This is a genomic window from Hymenobacter sp. (genome assembly GCF_031398885.1).
In the GTDB taxonomy this organism is placed as follows: Bacteria; Bacteroidota; Bacteroidia; order Cytophagales; family Hymenobacteraceae; genus Hymenobacter.
In genome coordinates this window covers 1-16,572 of sequence record NZ_JANNOD010000008.1, presented here as the reverse complement: position 1 = coordinate 16,572, position 16,572 = coordinate 1, and the positions used below count along the sequence as shown (strand labels likewise).

The 16,572-nt window shown below is 65.9% G+C and carries 11 protein-coding genes and 1 pseudogene; 7 read left to right on the top strand and 5 right to left on the bottom strand.

Annotated elements, in window-relative coordinates; genetic code table 11:
- The first annotated feature begins 74 nt into the window (after positions 1-74).
- The 4 genes from RMO51_RS01030 to RMO51_RS01015 all read left to right on the top strand — a co-directional run bounded on the left by RMO51_RS01030 (position 75) and on the right by RMO51_RS01015 (position 6,626).
- Positions 75-1,523 (top strand): T9SS type A sorting domain-containing protein, encoded by a 1,449-nt coding sequence (locus RMO51_RS01030; RefSeq protein ID WP_310391212.1) that lies wholly within the window; start codon positions 75-77, stop codon positions 1,521-1,523.
- A 61-nt stretch (positions 1,524-1,584) separates the two neighbouring features.
- Positions 1,585-3,135, top strand: coding sequence for a tail fiber domain-containing protein (locus tag RMO51_RS01025; protein ID WP_310391211.1), 1,551 nt, complete (start codon positions 1,585-1,587; stop codon positions 3,133-3,135).
- A gap of 62 nt (positions 3,136-3,197) precedes the next feature.
- Positions 3,198-5,378, top strand: a complete 2,181-nt coding sequence (locus RMO51_RS01020) for a tail fiber domain-containing protein (RefSeq protein WP_310391209.1) — start codon at positions 3,198-3,200, stop codon at positions 5,376-5,378.
- 66 nt (positions 5,379-5,444) lie between these two features.
- Complete coding sequence (locus RMO51_RS01015; protein WP_310391208.1) at positions 5,445-6,626, top strand: hypothetical protein; 1,182 nt, start codon at positions 5,445-5,447, stop codon at positions 6,624-6,626.
- 30 nt (positions 6,627-6,656) lie between these two features.
- On the opposite strand, the gene RMO51_RS01010 is transcribed toward RMO51_RS01015, so the two are convergent.
- Together RMO51_RS01010 and RMO51_RS01005 are read right to left on the bottom strand one after the other, a co-directional pair.
- Entirely contained in the window at positions 6,657-8,156 is a 1,500-nt protein-coding gene (locus RMO51_RS01010) for a polysaccharide biosynthesis C-terminal domain-containing protein (protein WP_310391207.1), read from the bottom strand.
- Positions 8,157-8,262: 106 nt separating this feature from the next.
- Positions 8,263-9,054, bottom strand: coding sequence for an enoyl-CoA hydratase-related protein (locus tag RMO51_RS01005; RefSeq protein WP_310391206.1), 792 nt, complete (start codon positions 9,052-9,054; stop codon positions 8,263-8,265).
- A gap of 237 nt (positions 9,055-9,291) precedes the next feature.
- Here RMO51_RS01005 and mscL point away from each other — a divergent pair, with 237 nt between their 5' ends.
- Positions 9,292-9,660: a large conductance mechanosensitive channel protein MscL gene (mscL, locus tag RMO51_RS01000; protein WP_310391205.1), complete on the top strand. Its 369-nt coding sequence runs from the start codon at positions 9,292-9,294 to the stop codon at positions 9,658-9,660.
- 238 nt (positions 9,661-9,898) lie between these two features.
- Positions 9,899-10,360 carry a hypothetical protein gene (locus RMO51_RS00995; RefSeq protein ID WP_310391203.1) on the top strand — a complete coding sequence of 154 codons (462 nt, stop codon included), beginning with the start codon at positions 9,899-9,901 and terminating at the stop codon, positions 10,358-10,360.
- Between the two features lie 125 nt (positions 10,361-10,485).
- On the opposite strand, the gene infB is transcribed toward RMO51_RS00995, so the two are convergent.
- The 3 genes and pseudogenes from infB to rimP all read right to left on the bottom strand — a co-directional run bounded on the left by infB (position 10,486) and on the right by rimP (position 15,708).
- Positions 10,486-13,551 carry a translation initiation factor IF-2 gene (infB, locus tag RMO51_RS00990; RefSeq protein ID WP_310391201.1) on the bottom strand — a complete coding sequence of 1,022 codons (3,066 nt, stop codon included), beginning with the start codon at positions 13,549-13,551 and terminating at the stop codon, positions 10,486-10,488.
- Between the two features lie 357 nt (positions 13,552-13,908).
- Positions 13,909-15,141: pseudogene (nusA, locus tag RMO51_RS00985) on the bottom strand (transcription termination factor NusA); the annotation flags it as partial.
- A 96-nt stretch (positions 15,142-15,237) separates the two neighbouring features.
- Entirely contained in the window at positions 15,238-15,708 is a 471-nt protein-coding gene (gene rimP / locus RMO51_RS00980; protein WP_310391200.1) for a ribosome maturation factor, read from the bottom strand.
- Positions 15,709-15,970: 262 nt separating this feature from the next.
- Between rimP and RMO51_RS00975 the strand changes: the two genes are divergently transcribed.
- Positions 15,971-16,516 (top strand): DUF2911 domain-containing protein, encoded by a 546-nt coding sequence (locus RMO51_RS00975; protein ID WP_310391198.1) that lies wholly within the window; start codon positions 15,971-15,973, stop codon positions 16,514-16,516.
- Positions 16,517-16,572: the final 56 nt, after the last annotated feature.

Sequence of the window (16,572 nt, the reverse complement as noted above, 5' to 3'; positions counted from 1 at the left end):
GTTTCGACTGCGTCCGGCGCCCGCTCGCCATTCCACCTTCCCTTCTTTTTCACGCGACGAATTTGCTAATCGCCATGAAACCCCTCTTCCCATTTTTGCTGCTTTTGACAGCGGCCGGGCGGCCCGTGGCGGCCCAGGACGTCACCAACGACGGCGGCACCATTGCCCTCACCAACGGGGCCGTGCTGGCCGTGCCCGGCAGCCTGACCAACAAGGCCGGCAGCACCCTCAGCCTGGGCCCCGGCGGCCAGCTGCGCGTGGGCGGCAACTTCGTGAATGCCGGCACGCTCGTGCCCGGCACCGGCGCGGTGCTACTCGTGGGCCCCGCCGCCCAAACCCTCGACCTGGGCGGGGCCACCCTTTACGACCTGACCGTGGACAACCCGGCCGCGCCGCCCGCCGTGGCCGTGGCCTCCAACCTGACCGTGACCCACCAGCTAACCCTCGCCGCCGGGATGGTGCGCACGGCCCCGGCCGCCACCCTGACCCTACCCAACGGCGCGGCCCTGCTCGGCGAAACCGCCACCCGCTACGTGGCCGGCCACCTGCGCGCCGAGCGCGACGCCGTGGCCGGAACCGGCTTCGTGGACTTTGGCAACGGCGCCCGCCTCAACCCCGGCGGCAACGCCTTGGGCAACGTGGCCGTGCTGCGCACCGCCGGCCTGCAGCTCGCCAACGTGAGCTTCGGGGTGAACCCGCTGGACCCTACCAAAAAAAGCATCGACCAGGTGTGGCGGGTGCTGCCGGCCATCCAGCCCATCACCGCCGTCACCTTGGAGCTGACCTGGCTGGCGGCCAGCGACAACGGCCTGACCGACTTCACCGCCGCCCAGCTCTGGCGCCGCAACGGCGCCGGCTGGCTGGCGGTAGGGCCCGTGGCCGACGCCAGCAGCCGCACGCTGGCCCGGGCCGTGAGCGGCGCTCTCGACCAGTTCACGGTCAGCACCAGCGCGGCGCCCCTGCCCGTGGAGCTGGTGGCCTTCGCGGCGGTGCGCCAGGGCGATGCCGCCCGCCTGCGCTGGCGCACGGCCAGCGAACAGAACAACGAGTACTTCGGGGTGGAGGCGAGCCTCGACGGGCGGGCCTTCCGCCAGTTTGCCCGCGTGGCGGGCCGGGGCACGGCCACCGCGCCCACCGACTACGAGCTGCTCGACCCGGCCCTGCTGGGCTACGGCGCGCCGGTGGTGTACTACCGCCTGCGGCAGGTAGACCGCGACGGCCCGGCCGCTTACTCCCCCGTGGCGGCGGTGGCCGTGACGGCGGCCAGCTTCGCCGCCACGGCCGCGCCCAACCCCGTGGGCAATGCCGGCACCCGGCTGCGCATCACGACGGGCACCGCGGGCCCGGCCGAGCTGACGGTAACCGATGGAGTGGGCCGCCGACTGCTGGGCCAGCGCACGGCGCTGCTGGCCGGCGCCAACGACGTGCCGCTGGAGGCCGCCGGCCGGCTGGCGCCCGGCGTGTACCTGCTGCGCGTGACCCAGGGGCCCCGGCAGGCGCGCCTCAAGCTGGTGCGCGAGTGAGACGCGACCTGGTCGGCCACCCTCTTTATCCTTTCATTCCTCATCATTACAATACACAGCTGTGAAAACCAATTTCCTATTTTGGACCCGGCTAGCGGGGTTGGCCCTGCTGCTGGCCGCCCCCGTAGCCGCTCGTGCCCAGGTGGGCATCGGCACGGCCACGCCCGACGCGGCGGCGGCACTCGACATCCGGGCCACCGACAAGGGCCTGCTCGTGCCCCGCCTGACGGCCGCCCAGCGCGCGGCCATTGCCGCCCCGCCCCAGGGCCTGCTGGTGTACCAGACCGACGGCTCGGCCGGCGGCGGCCCCAGCACCGGCTTCTGGTATTTTGGTGGCGCGCCCGCCGTGTGGGTATTTATCAACCCGGCCGGCGGCGGGGCCGACAACCTGGGCAACCACACGGCCACCACGGCCCTGAACCTGCAAAGCAACGCTCTGGTGGGCGCCGGGGCCGACTTGGGCGCGGCCGTGGGCCTGGGCGTGCGGGCTGACGGCGGCCTGAACCTGGGCCAGAACACGGCCGGCAACAACTTCTTCCTTGGCTACCAAACCGGCCAGTCCATCGTGGGCGACCCCGATAACGGCGTCGACCCGGGGGCGTACAACCAGTTTATGGGCTACCAGGCGGGCCAGGCCACCACGACGGGCGGCTACAACACGTTCGGTGGGTACCGCAGCGGCTACGCCAACACGACGGGCATCAACAACACGTTTAATGGCTACCAAACCGGCTACGCCAATACCAGGGGCAGCGCCAATACATTCAGTGGGTACCAGAGCGGCTATACTAATGCGACGGGTGGCAACAACACGTTCAGCGGCTACCAAAGCGGCTATGCCACCACGACGGGCAACTACAACACGTTTGTCGGGTACCAGAGCGGCCGTGCCAACACCATGGGCGACTTCAACCAGTTCTTCGGGTACTCCAGCGGTGCCAATAACACCACGGGCCGGCACAACCTCTTCGTGGGCGAAGGCAGCGGCGTTTTCAACGCGACGGGCAGCGACAACTGGGCCTTTGGCACCAACGCCGGGCCCAACGCCAGCAACCTGACCAACACCGGGGCCCTGGGCTACGAGGCCCGCGTGAGCCGGAACAACAGCATCGTACTGGGCGGCACCGGCTCCTACGGCGTGAACGTGGGCATCGGCACGACTGCCCCGACCTACACGCTCGACGTGAACGGCAACATCCGCTGCTACCTGCTGGTGCAAACTTCCGACGCCCGCCTCAAGCAGGGTATTCGCCCGCTGGCCGGGGCCCTGGCCGGGGTGGGGCGCCTGCGCGGGGTGCGCTACACCTTCCGCCAAGCCGAGTTCAAGGACCGGAAGCTGCCGGCCGGCGAGCAGCTCGGCCTGCTGGCCCAGGAGGTGGAGCAGGTGTACCCCGAGCTGGTGAGCACCGATGAGCAGGGCTATAAAGCCGTCAACTACGCCCAGCTCGCCCCCGTCCTCATCGAGGCCATTAAGGAGCTGAAAGCCGAAAACGACGCCCTGCGCCAGCAGCGGCGCCAGGACCGGGCCGCCGCCGAGGCCCAGGCCGCCGGCTTCGCCCAGCGCCTGCGGGCGCTGGAGGCGGCCGGCGCCCAGGCCAGGGCCGGCCGCTAGCCAACCGTCCAACGGCCGTGCCCGCGGCCCGTTTCCGTTCGCCACTTTACGTTTCCGCGTCCATGAAAACCCTTGTTGCCTGTCTGCTCTTATTTGCGGCGCTGCTCCTGGCCCGCCCCACTGCCCGCGCCCAGAGCGTGGGCATCGGCACGGCCACGCCCGATGCCAAGGCCGCGCTCGACATCCGGGCCACCGACAAGGGCCTGCTCGTCCCGCGCCTGACGGCCGCCCAGCGCGCGGCCATTGCTGCCCCGCCCCAAGGCCTGATGGTGTACCAGACCGACGGCACCCCTGGCGGTGGGACCGGCACGGGCTTCTGGTACTTCGGCGGCAGCCCGGCCGCGTGGGTGTTCCTCAACCCGGCCGGCGGCGGAGCCGACAACCTGGGCAACGGCGTGGCCACAACCAACCTGAACCTGCAAGCCAACGCCTTAACCGGCGCCGGGGCCAGCGTGGGCGCGGCCGTGGGCCTGGGCGTGCGCGCCGACGGCGGCCTGAACCTGGCCCAGAATACGGTTGGCAACAACTTCTTCGCCGGTTATCAGGCCGGGGCGGCCACCGCGGCCAACGTGGGCACGGGTGAGGGCATTGCCAACCATTTCGTGGGCTACCAGGCCGGGGCGGCCAACACCACCGGCACCGACAACCACTTCGTGGGCTACCGGGCCGGGGCCGCTAACACCACGGGCTACCTCAACCATTTCGAGGGCAACCGGGCCGGGCAGGCCAACACGGAGGGTTTTCAGAACCTGTTCGTGGGCGCCCAGGCCGGGGCCGTGAACACAACGGGCAGCAACAACTTATTTACCGGCACCTCCAGCGGGGCGGCCAACACGACGGGCAGCTACAACCAGTTCGTGGGCGTGCAGGCCGGCCGCGACAACACGACGGGCACCGAAAACCAGTTCAGCGGCTTTCAAAGCGGGCTGAGCAATACCACTGGCAGCCGCAACCAGTTCAGCGGCTACGCCAGCGGGCTGAGCAACACCACGGGCGAAAACAATCTGTTCGTGGGCTACCAGAGCGGGGCGGCTAACACCACGGGCATCTATAACCAGTTCGTGGGCTACCAGAGCGGGGCGGCCAACACCACGGGCATCTTCAACCAGTTTTGTGGCTTTCAGAGCGGCCAGCGCAACACCACCGGCACCGACAACCAGTTCAGCGGCTTTCAGAGCGGGCTGCGTAACACCACCGGCATCCGCAACCAATTCAGCGGCTTCGAGAGCGGCCTGAGCAACACCACGGGCGAGCGTAACCTGTTCGTGGGCTACCAGAGCGGTTCTAACAACACGACCGGCACCGCCAACCAGTTCAGCGGCTACCAGAGCGGAGCAGCCAACACCATCGGCGGCGAAAACCAGTTCAGCGGCAACGGCAGCGGCTTTGGCAACACCACAGGCAGCCGGAACCAGTTCAGCGGCTACCAGAGCGGCCTGCGCAACACGACGGGCTCGAGCAACCTGTTCAGCGGCTACCAAAGCGGCCAGAACAACACGACGGGCGGCCAGAACCAGTTCAGCGGCTACCAAAGCGCCACCAACAACACGATGGGCTCGGGCAACCAGTTCAACGGCTACCAAAGTGGCGAGAACAACACGACAGGCAGCGACAACTGGGCCTTTGGCTACGGGGCCGGCCCCAGCACGGGCAACCTGAACAACACCGGGGCCCTTGGGCATTTCGCCCGGGTGAACGCGAACAACAAAATCCGCCTTGGCAACGGGGCCATCACCGTCATCGAGGGCGCGGTGGGCTTCTCCAGCCCCTCCGACGCGCGCTTCAAGTACGACGTGCGGCCCGCCGTGCCGGGCCTGGCCTTCATCCAGCGCCTGCGCCCCGTCACCTACCGCTTCGACACGGCCAAGCTGGCGGCCTTTGAGCGCACCGGCGCGCTGCCCGGCGGCATGCCCGACTCCGCGGCTCCCGTGCAGTCCGGCTTCCTGGCCCAGGACGTGGAAGCCGCCGCCCGCGCCGTGGGCTACGCCTTCGACGGCGTGCACGCCCCGGCCAACCCGCGCGACCACTACTCGCTGGCCTACGCTCAGTTTGTGGTGCCGCTGGTGCGCGCCGTGCAGGAGCAGCAGGCCCAGCTTAAGGCATTGAAGGCTCAGGTAGCGGCCCTGCAAGCCCAGACGGCGCCGGCCGCGGCCGACCACGCCGCGCTGCTTCGCCTGCAAGCCCAGGTGGCCCGCCTGCTGGGCGAGGCCCCCGTGGCCCAGGGCGCCCAGGCACAGCGGTAGTCCGGCCCCCAGCAGCCCCCGTGACCATTCGCCCCTGCTTATCCTCTCCAACGCTCACGTCTTGCCATGCCCTCGAACCTCTCCCGCCTGCTGAGCCGCCTCTACTCCTCGCTCGCCACTATCCTCGTGGCCGCGCTGCTGGGCGCGGCCACGCTGGCCGCCTGGCACTTCTACCAGGAAGAACGCCTCCGCGCCCAGCTCGCCGCCGAGGGCCAGCACGTGACGGTGCAATTGGCGCGCACCGACCGCCACCCCCGGCAGGTGTGGGACGCGCTGGGCAACTTCGTCTACGTCGGCTTCCAACACCAGGGCCGGCCCTACGAGGTGCGCTGCGTGTCGCCCACGCGCTGGCTGGCGGCCGGCGACCAGCTGGCCCTGCGCTACCACCCGGGGCTGGACGTGTTCGGGCAGCTGCGGGCGGCCCCGCTTGCCCGCCGCAACCCGGGCGTGTCGCGGCTCATCAATTGGTCGGCCCTGCCCGATTTCTCCCCCGAGACGCGGGCGCTGCTGCTCTTTGTGCTCGCGGCAGGGGCGCTGTTTTTCGTGGGCAGCGGGCTGCTGGCCGCCCTCCCCGGCCTGGGCTGGCTTTCGGCCCTGGCCCGGCCGGTGGGGGCCGTCGTGCTGGGCGCGGGGGCCGTGTTTTTCACCTACGACGCCGCGCAGTACTACCGCTACGCCGCGGCCCTGCAACGCGACGGCCAGCCCCTGACGGTGGCCGTGCTCCGCGCCGAGGAACACGCCGACCGCCAGACCACCCAGAGCTACAACTTCCACACCTACACTTACACCGCTACCTTCCGGCACGGGGGCCGGGAGCGCGAGGTGGCCATCGAAGAAGCCGACTACGCCCGCCTGCGGGACAGCGCCGGCGCCCGCCTGGCCGTGCGCTACGAGCCCACCCGCGACGACTTTATCGCCGCCGACTACTCACCGGCCCGGTCGTACCTGCTGCTGCCGCTGTTTTTCTGGGGGCTCTTGGGCTGGGCCCTGTGGCCCGCCGCGGCCGGCCGGGCAGCCGGCGCGCCCGTAAACAGTTATTCCGACGAGACGTGCGGTCTGAACAGTTGCCAAGCGAGGCGCAATCCGTGCGCCGGTCCTCTCAGCGGCCAGGCCAACCCGATTGGCTGGGTGCGCGCCCCGGCAAAACAGCATAGGGCATGGCTAACGCGAACGGCTTTAGCCTTTGGCAAGCAAGCGGCTGCGCCCGGCGTCAGCGGTTTCGTAACATCCCCAAAAGCTGTTTTCTGATGCCCTAATACGGACGAAAAAGTAGTGCCCCTAAGTCATCGCCCGGCGGGGCCGCTCCACCAAATACAGCGCCCCTAGAAACGCCGCCGTGAGCCCCGCGTGCCAGGCGTGGCGGGCCCACCAGTCGGCCACTTCCACGCCCCAGCCCAGGGCCACCAGCGCCGAGGCGCCGAGCAGCCACAGCCCCAGCCGCCGCGCCGGGTAGGGCACCGGGAAGTGCCGCTCGCCCAGCCGCCAGCACAGCACGGCCATGGTGAAGTAGCACACCAGCGTGGCCAGGGCGCAGCCCACGTAGCCCAGCACCGGAATCAGCAGAAAGTTGAGCGCGATGGTCAGCACCGCCCCGCCCCCCCCAATGTAGGTGCCGTAGTAGGTTTTATCGGTGAGCTTGAACCACACCGACAGGTTGTAGTACACGCCCAAAAACAGGTTGGCCAGCAACAAAATGGGCACCACCACCAGCCCCTGCCGGTACTCGGCACGCTTCAGAAACAGCAGCCCGAAGTCTTCCAGGTTGAGGCTGACCCCGACAAAAATCACCACGCAGCACAGCGTAAACCACTTCATAATCAGGGCAAACGTGGCCGGCGAGTTCCTCTCCGTGCTTTGGGCAAAGAAGAATGGCTCGGCCGCGTAGCGAAAAGCCTGAATAACCAGGGTCATAAAGATGCTCAGCCGGTAGCAGGCTCCGAAGATGCCCACCGCTGTGAGGCTGCTCTGGCCGGGGTAAAAGTTGTCGGGCAGCCACTTGGGCAGCAGAATGCGGTTGAGCGTCTCGTTCACCATGCCCGCCAGCCCCATCAGCATCAGCGGGTATGCGTATTGCAACAGCGGCCGCAGCGGCGCCAGGCGGAAGCGGAAGCGGAAGTCCAGCACCTCGCGTCCCAGCAGTAGCAGCGTGGCCGCGCTGGCTACTAGATTGGCCAGGAACACGTAGCCCACGCCCAGCGTCGGGTCGTACACGGCCGCGACCAACGGCCGCAGCGCCGGCAGGGCGGTGCCGCTGGCCACGACGGGGCACAGCACGATGAAAAACAGGTTCAGCGCGACGTTCACCAAAATACCACCCAGCTTGAGGGCCGCGAACTTGCGGGCCTGGTTTTCGAGCCGCAGCCGGGCAAACGGAATGGCCGCCAGGGCGTCGAGGCCCAGAATCAAGGCCACCCACACGGCGTACCGCTCGCGGCCAGGCGGAATCTCCAGCAGGCTGAGCATGGGCCGGGCCAGCAGCATCAGCGCGGCCGTCAGCCCGGCGGTGCTCACCACCAACAGGCTCATCACCCGGTCGTACAGCTCGCGCCGGTCGGCCCCGGGCTGGTTCGCGAAGCGAAAAAACGTGGTTTCCATGCCGTAGGTGAACACCACGTTTAGAAACGAAACGTAGGCGTACAGCCCCGTGACCACGCCAAACTCCGCCGCCGCAAACGCGTGCGTATAAAACGGCACCAGCAGGTAGGTGAGCACCCGGCCCACGATGCTGCTGACGCCATACACGGCGGTCTGCGACGCTAATTTTTTAACTACGCTCATTCGAAACGAATTAAAAATGAATGATTAAAAATTAAAAGATGCCCTCCGCTGGACCCGGGATGACCTTCCACCCATTTTTAATTTTTAATTCTCAATTTTTAATTCTCTACTTCCCCGTGAACACGGCCGGCCGTTTCTCCACAAACGCCGCCGTGCCTTCCTTAAAGTCGTCGCTCTCAAACACCTTTCCAAAGGCCTGTGCTTCGGCTTCGTAGCCGTCCAGGTCCTTCGCGTAGTGGGCATTCACGCATTCCAGCACCAGGCCCACGGCCAGGGGCGCCTTGCCGATGATTTTGGCGAGCAGCTGGCGGCAGAACGGCAGCAGCTCGGCCAGCGGCACCACGTGGTTCGCCAGGCCCAGGCGCAGCGCCTCGTCGGCTTTCACGGCGTCGGCCGTCAGCAGCAGCTCCAGGGCCTTGCCCTTGCCCACGAGCTGGGGCAGGCGCTGGGTACCGCCGTAGCCCGGCAGCAGCCCGAGGTTCACCTCCGGCTGGCCAAACCGGGCGTTGTCCGCCGCCACGCGCAGGTGGCAGGCCATGGCCAGTTCGCAGCCCCCGCCCAGCGCAAAGCCGTTCACGGCGGCCACCACCGGCTTGGTGCTCTCCTCAATCCGGGCAAACACTTCCTGCCCGTACTCGGCGGCGCGGGCGGCCTGCGCGGGCGTGAGGGCGGCCAGCTCGGCAATGTCGGCCCCGGCCACGAAAGCCTTTTCGCCGCTGCCCGTGAAAATGATGCCGCGCACTCCGGGCTCATCCAGGGCCCGCTGCACGGCGGCATCAATATCGGCAATCGTGGCCGCGTTCAGGGCGTTGAGCTTGGTGGGACGGTTGAGAGTAATCGTCAGGATGCCGCTGGCAGCGTCCAGTTCGTACAGCAGGTTTTCGTAGGTAGCGGACATTGCAGAAGCGGAAATCAAATGGTTTGGCGCGGCCAAAGATAGGGCACGGGCCTGCCGGCACCGGGCGGGCCAACGTCCGGGTTGGCCGCCCGCGGGCCCGGCCCGGCCCCTGCGAACTTCGTGGGGGCCCGCGGTTGGCTGACCTTTTTCCTGGTAATAACCAGATGCCCTTTTGATTTAAATACTTAGCTTTATTTGCTAGCAATCCTTTTTTTCAACCCCTAACCTTTCCCCACAATGAGCATTGTTTCCGAATTCAAAGAGTTCATTTCCAAAGGCAACGTCCTCGACTTAGCGGTCGGCGTCATCATCGGCGCGGCTTTCGGCAAAATCGTCAGCTCCCTCACCGACGATGTCATCATGCCCGTCGTGGGCCTGGCCGTGGGCAAGATTGACTTTTCCACCATCATGCTTGGGCCCATGAAAATCGGCCTGTTCATCAACGCCCTGCTCGACTTTCTCATCCTGGCCTTCATCATTTTCCTGATTGTGAAGGCGGCCAACCGCATTGTCAAAGCGCCGGTGGAGGTGGTGGCCGCGCCCCCCACCACCGACCAGCAGCTGCTGATGGAAATCCGCGACTCGCTGCGAGCCGGACGCGCCTAATCGGCGTCAATCTTTCGCCGTGAAAAAACCGCTGTTTGCCGAGCAGTCCGCCGTGGTTTCGCTACTTTTAGCTTCAAGCTGTCATTTGGCCAGAGCCAGGTAAGGCGTGGATTTAAAATAAGTTGCGAACTTAGGGGCGCCAAAGCTTGCCGTGGGGGCTAACGCCCGCCCGCGGTGAACCACTTGCTGCCACGCTCCGTTAGTCCCCTGCCTCCGGCTCCATTTCCTTTCCGCTGACATGAAAATTTTACTTACCGCCGCCCTCCTCAGTGGCCTGGGTTTGGCCGCCACTCCCGCTGCCCGCGCCCAGACCTCGGGCCCCGCCTTCCCCACGCGCGGGCAGGGCAGCAGCGAAGCCGGCGCGCGCCGCAACACCGGCAACAACGCCGAAGAGTTGGCCCGCAACCAGCGCCGTGCCGCCATGTCGCCCGACGAAATCAAGCGCGACCAGCAGCTGGAGCTGCTGGAGGCCCGCACCGGCAACACCAGCTTCGGCGGCCGCAACGGGGCCCCGGAGCGGCAGTTCGACTCCAACCGCAGCGGCGGCGGTTTCACGGTGCGCAAGTTCAAGGCCCAGCCCGGCAAGCCCGGCTACGCCCAGCAGAAGCGCGGCAAGAGCCACCCCATCGGCGGCTCCAACCCCGCTGGCAAGCCCTTGGTGCACAAGCACCCGCGCCAGAAGAAATTCTTGTTGTTCTAGTCCTTACCCCTCATGCGGCCCGGCCGTGGCCTGCCCCGGCAAGCAAAAGGCCCCGTCTGCATTGCAGACGGGGCCTTTTGCTTGCCGGGCTCGGGGTTGCTGGTTGAATGTTTAACCAGCAATTTCTAGAGGGTGCGCTTGATTTCCTTTTCTTCGAAACCCTCAATGTTGTCGCCTTCCTGCAACTCGCTGAAGTTCTTGATGGAGATACCGCACTCGTAGCCTTGGCGCACCTCGCTCACGTCGTCTTTGAAACGCTTGAGGTCCTGGATTTCGCCGGTGTGCAGCACGATGCCGTCGCGCACCACCCGCACGCGGGTTTTACGCTGGAAGGTGCCTTCTGTGACCATGCAGCCGGCAATAGAGCCCACTTTGGTGATGTTGAACACCATGCGCACCTCGGCGTTGGCCGTCACTACTTCCTGCACCGTCGGGGCCAACATGCCTTCCATGGCATCCTTCACCTCGTTGATGGCGTTGTAAATGATGCTGTAAAGGCGCACGTCAATCTGCTCCTGCTCGGCCAGCTTGCGGGCACTCTGCGAGGGCCGCACCTGGAAACCGATGATAATGGCGTCGGAGGCCGAAGCCAATAGCACGTCGCTTTCCGAGATGGCGCCCACCCCTTTGGCGAGGATGTTCACCTTTACTTCCGGCGTCGAGAGCTTGAGCAAGGAGTCCGACAAGGCTTCCACCGAGCCGTCCACGTCGCCCTTCACCAGGATGTTGAGCTCCTTGAACGAGCCGATGGCCAAGCGGCGGCCAATTTCGTCCAGCGTGATGTGCTTCTTGGTCCGAATGGTCTGCTCGCGGGCCAGTTGCAGGCGCTGGGTGGCCGTTTCGCGGGCCTCGCGCTCCGTCTCCATCACCTGGATGCGGTCGCCGGCCTGCGGGGCGCCGGTCAGTCCGAGCACCTGCACGGGCGTGGCGGGCGGCGCGGTTTTCATTTTCTTGCCGCGGTGGTCGGTCATGGCCTTCACGCGGCCGAAGTGCGGACCGGCCAGGATGATGTCGCCCACGTTGAGCGTGCCGGTTTGCACCAGCACGGTAGTCACGTAGCCGCGGCCTTTGTCCAATGACGCTTCGATGACGGTGCCAATGGCGTTGCGGTCGGGGTTGGCTTTGAGGTCAAGCAGCTCGGCCTCCAGCAGCACCTTTTCCAGCAAATCCTCAATGCCAATGCCCGACTTGGCCGAAACCTCCTGGCTCTGGTACTTGCCGCCCCACTCTTCGACCAGAATGTTAATCTGGGAAAGCTCCTCGCGGATTTTCTCGGGGTTGGCCGAAGGCTTGTCAATCTTGTTGAGCGCGATGATAATCGGCACGCCCGCCGCCTGGGCGTGGTTGATGGCTTCCTTAGTTTGGGGCATCACCGAGTCGTCGGCCGCTACCACGATGATAGCGATGTCCGTGACCTTGGCGCCGCGGGCCCGCATGGCAGTAAAGGCTTCGTGGCCCGGCGTGTCCAGGAACGTAATGGGCTGGCCCGATTTGGTGCGCACTTCGTAAGCGCCGATGTGCTGGGTGATGCCGCCGGCCTCGCCCTTGGCCACGCTCGCGTCGCGGATGTAGTCGAGCAGGGAAGTTTTGCCGTGGTCGACGTGGCCCATAATGGTCACAATCGGGGCGCGGTGGCGCAGGTCCTCTTCGTCGTCGCCGGCGTCAATGCTGATTTCCTCTTCTTCTTTCGACAGAAATTCCACGTCGAAGCCAAACTCGTCGGCAATCACCGTAATGGCTTCGGCGTCGAGGCGCTGGTTGATGGACACGAACATGCCCATGCCCAGGCACACCTTAATGACCTCGTTCACGTTCACGTCCATCAGCGAAGCCAAGTCATTGGCCGAGATGAACTCGGTGAGCTTGAGGATTTTGGCGTCGAGCTCGTTCTGCGCGCGCAGGGCCTCGCGGTCCTCCGCCAGCATGCTGCGCTTGTCGCGGCGGTACTTAGCGCGGTTCTGCGTGTTGCCGCCCTTGTTGCCGCCAAGCTTGGCCAGCGTGGCCTTAATCTGCTCCTGAATTTGCTTCTCGGCTTGCTCCGGGGTGAGGGCGGGCGCATTGGGCTTGGGGGCCGGCTGGCCAGGGCGTTGGCCGGGCGCCCCGGGGCGCTGGCCGGGGCCCGCGGCAGGGCGGTTGCCTTGGTAGCCGCCTTGGCCGGGGGCGCCAGCCGGGCGGTTGCCTTGGTAGCCGGGGTTAGGCGGCGAGGTGGTGCTGCCGGGAGGGCCCGGCAGGCGCGTGCGCTTCTTCTGGCCGGGGCCGGCGGGCAAGCCCCGCTTGCTGACATCCGACGATGCAATGGGACGGGGGCCGCGGCCACCCGGGCCGCGCCGGTCGTTGTTGATGGATGACAAATCCATCTTGCCCAGCACGGTCAGGCCCTTGAGCGTGTCCGACTTGGCCACGATGGTGCTGGTGTCTTCGGGGGTTTCGCCTTCCACTGCGGCCACCGGAACCGTCGGGGCAACGGGTGGGGCAGCTTGCGCGGCCGGGGTCGGAGCAACCGGGGCGGGGGCGGCGGGGGCCGCAACCGGAGCCGCGGGGGCCCCAGGAGCTTTGACTACGGGCGCCACCGGAGCGGGCGCCGGGGCAGCGGGCGCTGCGGCGGCGGTAGCAACGGGGGCGGGCGCTTCCACCCTGGGCGCGGCCGGGGCTGGCACGGCGGGCGTGGCCGGGGCGGCAGCGGGCGCGGGACGGGCAGCCACCACGCGGCCTTTGCTGTCCAGCTCCATCTTGCCCAACACTTTCAGGCCGGGCGTAGCGGGTGCTTCCGCAGCGGGCACCGGCGCCAAAGCTGGCGCCGCGGGGGCAGCGGCAACAGGCGCCGCGGGGGCTACCGGAGCAGCCGGGACCGAAGCGGCCGCCACCGGAGCCGCGGGCACGAGCGGCTTGGGCGCCGGAGCGGGCACCGCGGCCGGGGCCGGCACCGGCCGCGGAACCACGGCGGCGGGCCTGGGCGCCGCGTCAAGGTCGCTCTGACGCTTGGCCTGAATGACTTTTTGCGCCTCCTGGCGGTCGTGGGCAGAGGCGGCAAATTCCTTTTCCAGCGAAGCCACCTGCTCGCCGGTGAGCTTGGTGGTCGGCTTGTTCTCTACTTGTATACCTTTCTTGGCCAGGGCTTCGACCACCCTGTCCATTCCAATATTCAGGTCTTTGGCCGCCTGTTGTAGCCGTTTCGGGGTTGCTTCCGCCATTTATCTGTTCTCGCGTACGATACGCTTCTAGGTGCAAAGGTATTACATTAAATCTTGCCAACAGGGCGTAAACCGCGCCCGCTGGCCCGATTTATTGCCCTTGCCGTACCGGCCGCGCGGCCGTCATTGGGCTGGCTCGGCGGGAGAGCTGGCGCCCGCTTCCTCGGTCGTGGCGTCGGCAAGGTCCGTAGCCAGGGCGGTGTGCTCCGGCGCCGTTTCCGTGGCCGAAGCGTGCGTAACGGCGGCTTCTTCGGTTGCCACCTCCGCTTGCGCGGCCGCTTCGTCCGAGGTTTTGCCCGCGGCTACGCGGCTTTTGGCCGCTTCCAGCGCGTTGTCGTCGAGGTCGTCGTCGTCGGCAAATTCCTGGCGGATAATGCGGTACACATCGTCCACCATTTCTTCTTCGAGCTCCGTGCGGCGCACGATGTCGTCTTTCTTCACCGCCAGTACGGCGCGGCCGGTGTCGAGGCCAATCTTCTTCAGCTCGGCCAGCACCCAAGGCTCGATTTCGTCCTGGAACTCGTCCAGCGAAATGTCTTCCTCGTAGTCGATGGCCTCGCGGAACACGTCGATTTCCATACCCACCAACCGACTGGCCAGCTTGATGTTGGCCCCGCCGCGGCCGATGGCCAGGCTCACCTGGTCGGGCTTCATGAACACCGAGACCCGGCCGTTTTCCTGGTTGATTTTCATAGAACCCACTTTGGCCGGCGATAGTGCCCGCGCAATATAGAGTTCCAGATTATCGGTGTAGTTGATGATGTCGATGTTCTCGTTTTCGAGTTCGCGCACCACCGGGTGAATGCGGCTGCCCTTCATGCCCACGCAGGCGCCCACGGGGTCAATTCGCTCGTCGTAGCTCTCCACGGCCACTTTGGCGCGCTCGCCGGGCTCACGCACCACGTTCTTGATGACGATGAGGCCGTCGTAAATCTCGGGCACTTCCAGCTCGAACAGCCGCTCCAGAAAAGCCGGGGCGGCGCGCGAAAGAATGATTTTCGGCGTGCCGTTGATGACTTCTACGCGGTGCACCACGGCCCGCACGGTGTCGCCCTTGCGGAACCGGTCCTTGGGGATTTGCTCGCCCTTGGGCATCACCAGCTCGTTGTCGTCCTTGTCCATAATGAGGGCCTCACGGCTCCACACCTGGTACACTTCACCAGTCACGATTTCGCCGACCTGGTCCTTGTATTTCTGGTAGAGGTTGTCGCGCTCCAGGTCCTTCACCCGCTGAATCAGCGTCTGGCGGGCCATGAGCACGGCGCGGCGGCCGAAATCTTCCAGCTTCACGCCCTCGGCCACCGACTCGCCCACTTCGAAGTCGGGCTCGATTTTCTGGGCGTCGGTGAGGGTGATTTTGTCGTGGTCCCAGATGTCCTCCGAGTTGTCGTCCACAATCTCGCGGTTGCGCCAGATTTCCAGGTCGCCGTTGTCGGGGTTGATGATGACGTCGAAGTTCTCGTCCTGGTCAAACTTCTTGCGAATCATGGTGCGAAACACGTCGTCCAGGATGCTCATCATCGTGGGCCGGTCAATGTTCTTGCTCCGGGCAAATTCGCCGAAGGATTCGATTAGTTCGTGGCTGTTCATTGGTTAGTTGTCAGTTGTCAGTTGTTCGTTGTCAGGTCGTTCAATTCTCAGTTTTGCAACTGACAACTGACAACGAGCAACTGACAACTAAAGAGCTTACTTAAAGGAGATAACCACCTTGGCCTCCTGAATGTCCCCGAAAGGATAAAAGGCGGCGGGCAGGGTTGTTTTCTTGGTTTTTTGCTTGATAACTTCTTCAATCTCCACGCCTTCGGGCGTGGCGGCGGTGAGGACGCCGGTTTTCTCGGTGCCGTCGGCCAGCTTCAGGGCCAGGGAGCGGCCCACATGGCGCGGGTACTGGCGCGGGTCGGTCAGGGGCTGGTCGGCGCCGGGGCTGGTCACTTCGAGCGAGTAGGCCGACTCTTCGCCGTAGTGCTCGTCGATGCGGCGGGCCAGGCGGCGGCTGATGGTGGCGCAGGCCTGAATGGCGAGGCCCTCGGGACCATCGAGGGTGACGGTCACCTTCGGCATCACCGAATCGGACACGGTGAGGCCCACGATGAACAGCTCCTGGTCGCCGATGGCGTCGCGGAGCATTTCCAGCAGCAGGGTGCGGTCGAAGGACATGGGAGGGGGAACAACCGGGGCAAAAAAAGAGGGGACTATGCGTCCCCTCTTGGTCAAAGCGAATACCAACTTCGGGGGCAAAGGTACAACAAGCGGCGGCCGAATGCAAGACGCGGGCCGGCGGGGCGCCCCGGCCGGTTCGGCGTAAGCAACCGTTACCGTAATTTCGCGGACCTTACAACCTTGCGCGGCCATCCCGGGTTTCCGGGCGCGGCCGTTGGGGCCAACCTTCGTTTCATCTTCAACCTTTTTCTTCCTTCTAATGAAAACCCTCCAACTGTTTCGCCAACTTGCTTTTGGTTTGGCCACCGTGCTGACATCCAGCGCCGCCTACGCGCAAACCGATGCGGCCAAAGCCCCAGCCGCCAGCGAACCCAAGCCCAGCCCGGCCGCCACGGCCACCGGCAAGATTGGCGCGGCCGATGTGACCGTTGCCTACAGCAGCCCGGCGGTAAAGGGCCGCGCCATCTACGGCGGGCTGGTGCCCTACGGCGAGGTGTGGCGCGCCGGCGCCAACGAGGCCACGACCGTGGAATTCAGCAAGCCCGTGACGGTGGAGGGCAAGGCCCTGCCGGCCGGCAAGTACAGCTTCTTCGTGATTCCGACCGAAAAGCAGTGGACGGTCATCTTTAACAAAGAGCCCAAGCAGTGGGGCGCCTATAAGTACGACCAGAAGCTGGACGCCCTGCGCGTGACGGTGACGCCCCGCAAAGCGGCGGCCCCGGCCGAGCGGCTGGCTTACGAGGTGACGCCCAAGGGCCTGACGCTGCGCTGGGAAAACCTGGAAGCGCCGATAGCCATCAAGTAAGCACTTGTATCTAGGCAACCTGATAAAAAGGCCGTCATGCTGAGCTTGCCGAAGCA

Excerpts from the sequence above, each read along its gene's own strand:
- RMO51_RS01030 (WP_310391212.1), top strand. The coding sequence starts at position 75 with ATGAAACCCCTCTTCCCATTTTTGCTGCTTTTGACAGCGGCCGGGCGG.
- RMO51_RS01010 (WP_310391207.1), bottom strand. The coding sequence starts at position 8,156 with ATGAGCGTAGTTAAAAAATTAGCGTCGCAGACCGCCGTGTATGGCGTC.
- RMO51_RS00975 (WP_310391198.1), top strand. The coding sequence starts at position 15,971 with ATGAAAACCCTCCAACTGTTTCGCCAACTTGCTTTTGGTTTGGCCACC.
- RMO51_RS00995 (WP_310391203.1), top strand. The coding sequence starts at position 9,899 with ATGAAAATTTTACTTACCGCCGCCCTCCTCAGTGGCCTGGGTTTGGCC.
- RMO51_RS01015 (WP_310391208.1), top strand. The coding sequence starts at position 5,445 with ATGCCCTCGAACCTCTCCCGCCTGCTGAGCCGCCTCTACTCCTCGCTC.
- RMO51_RS01005 (WP_310391206.1), bottom strand. The coding sequence starts at position 9,054 with ATGTCCGCTACCTACGAAAACCTGCTGTACGAACTGGACGCTGCCAGC.
- RMO51_RS01020 (WP_310391209.1), top strand. The coding sequence starts at position 3,198 with ATGAAAACCCTTGTTGCCTGTCTGCTCTTATTTGCGGCGCTGCTCCTG.
- infB (WP_310391201.1), bottom strand. The coding sequence starts at position 13,551 with ATGGCGGAAGCAACCCCGAAACGGCTACAACAGGCGGCCAAAGACCTG.
- mscL (WP_310391205.1), top strand. The coding sequence starts at position 9,292 with ATGAGCATTGTTTCCGAATTCAAAGAGTTCATTTCCAAAGGCAACGTC.
- rimP (WP_310391200.1), bottom strand. The coding sequence starts at position 15,708 with ATGTCCTTCGACCGCACCCTGCTGCTGGAAATGCTCCGCGACGCCATC.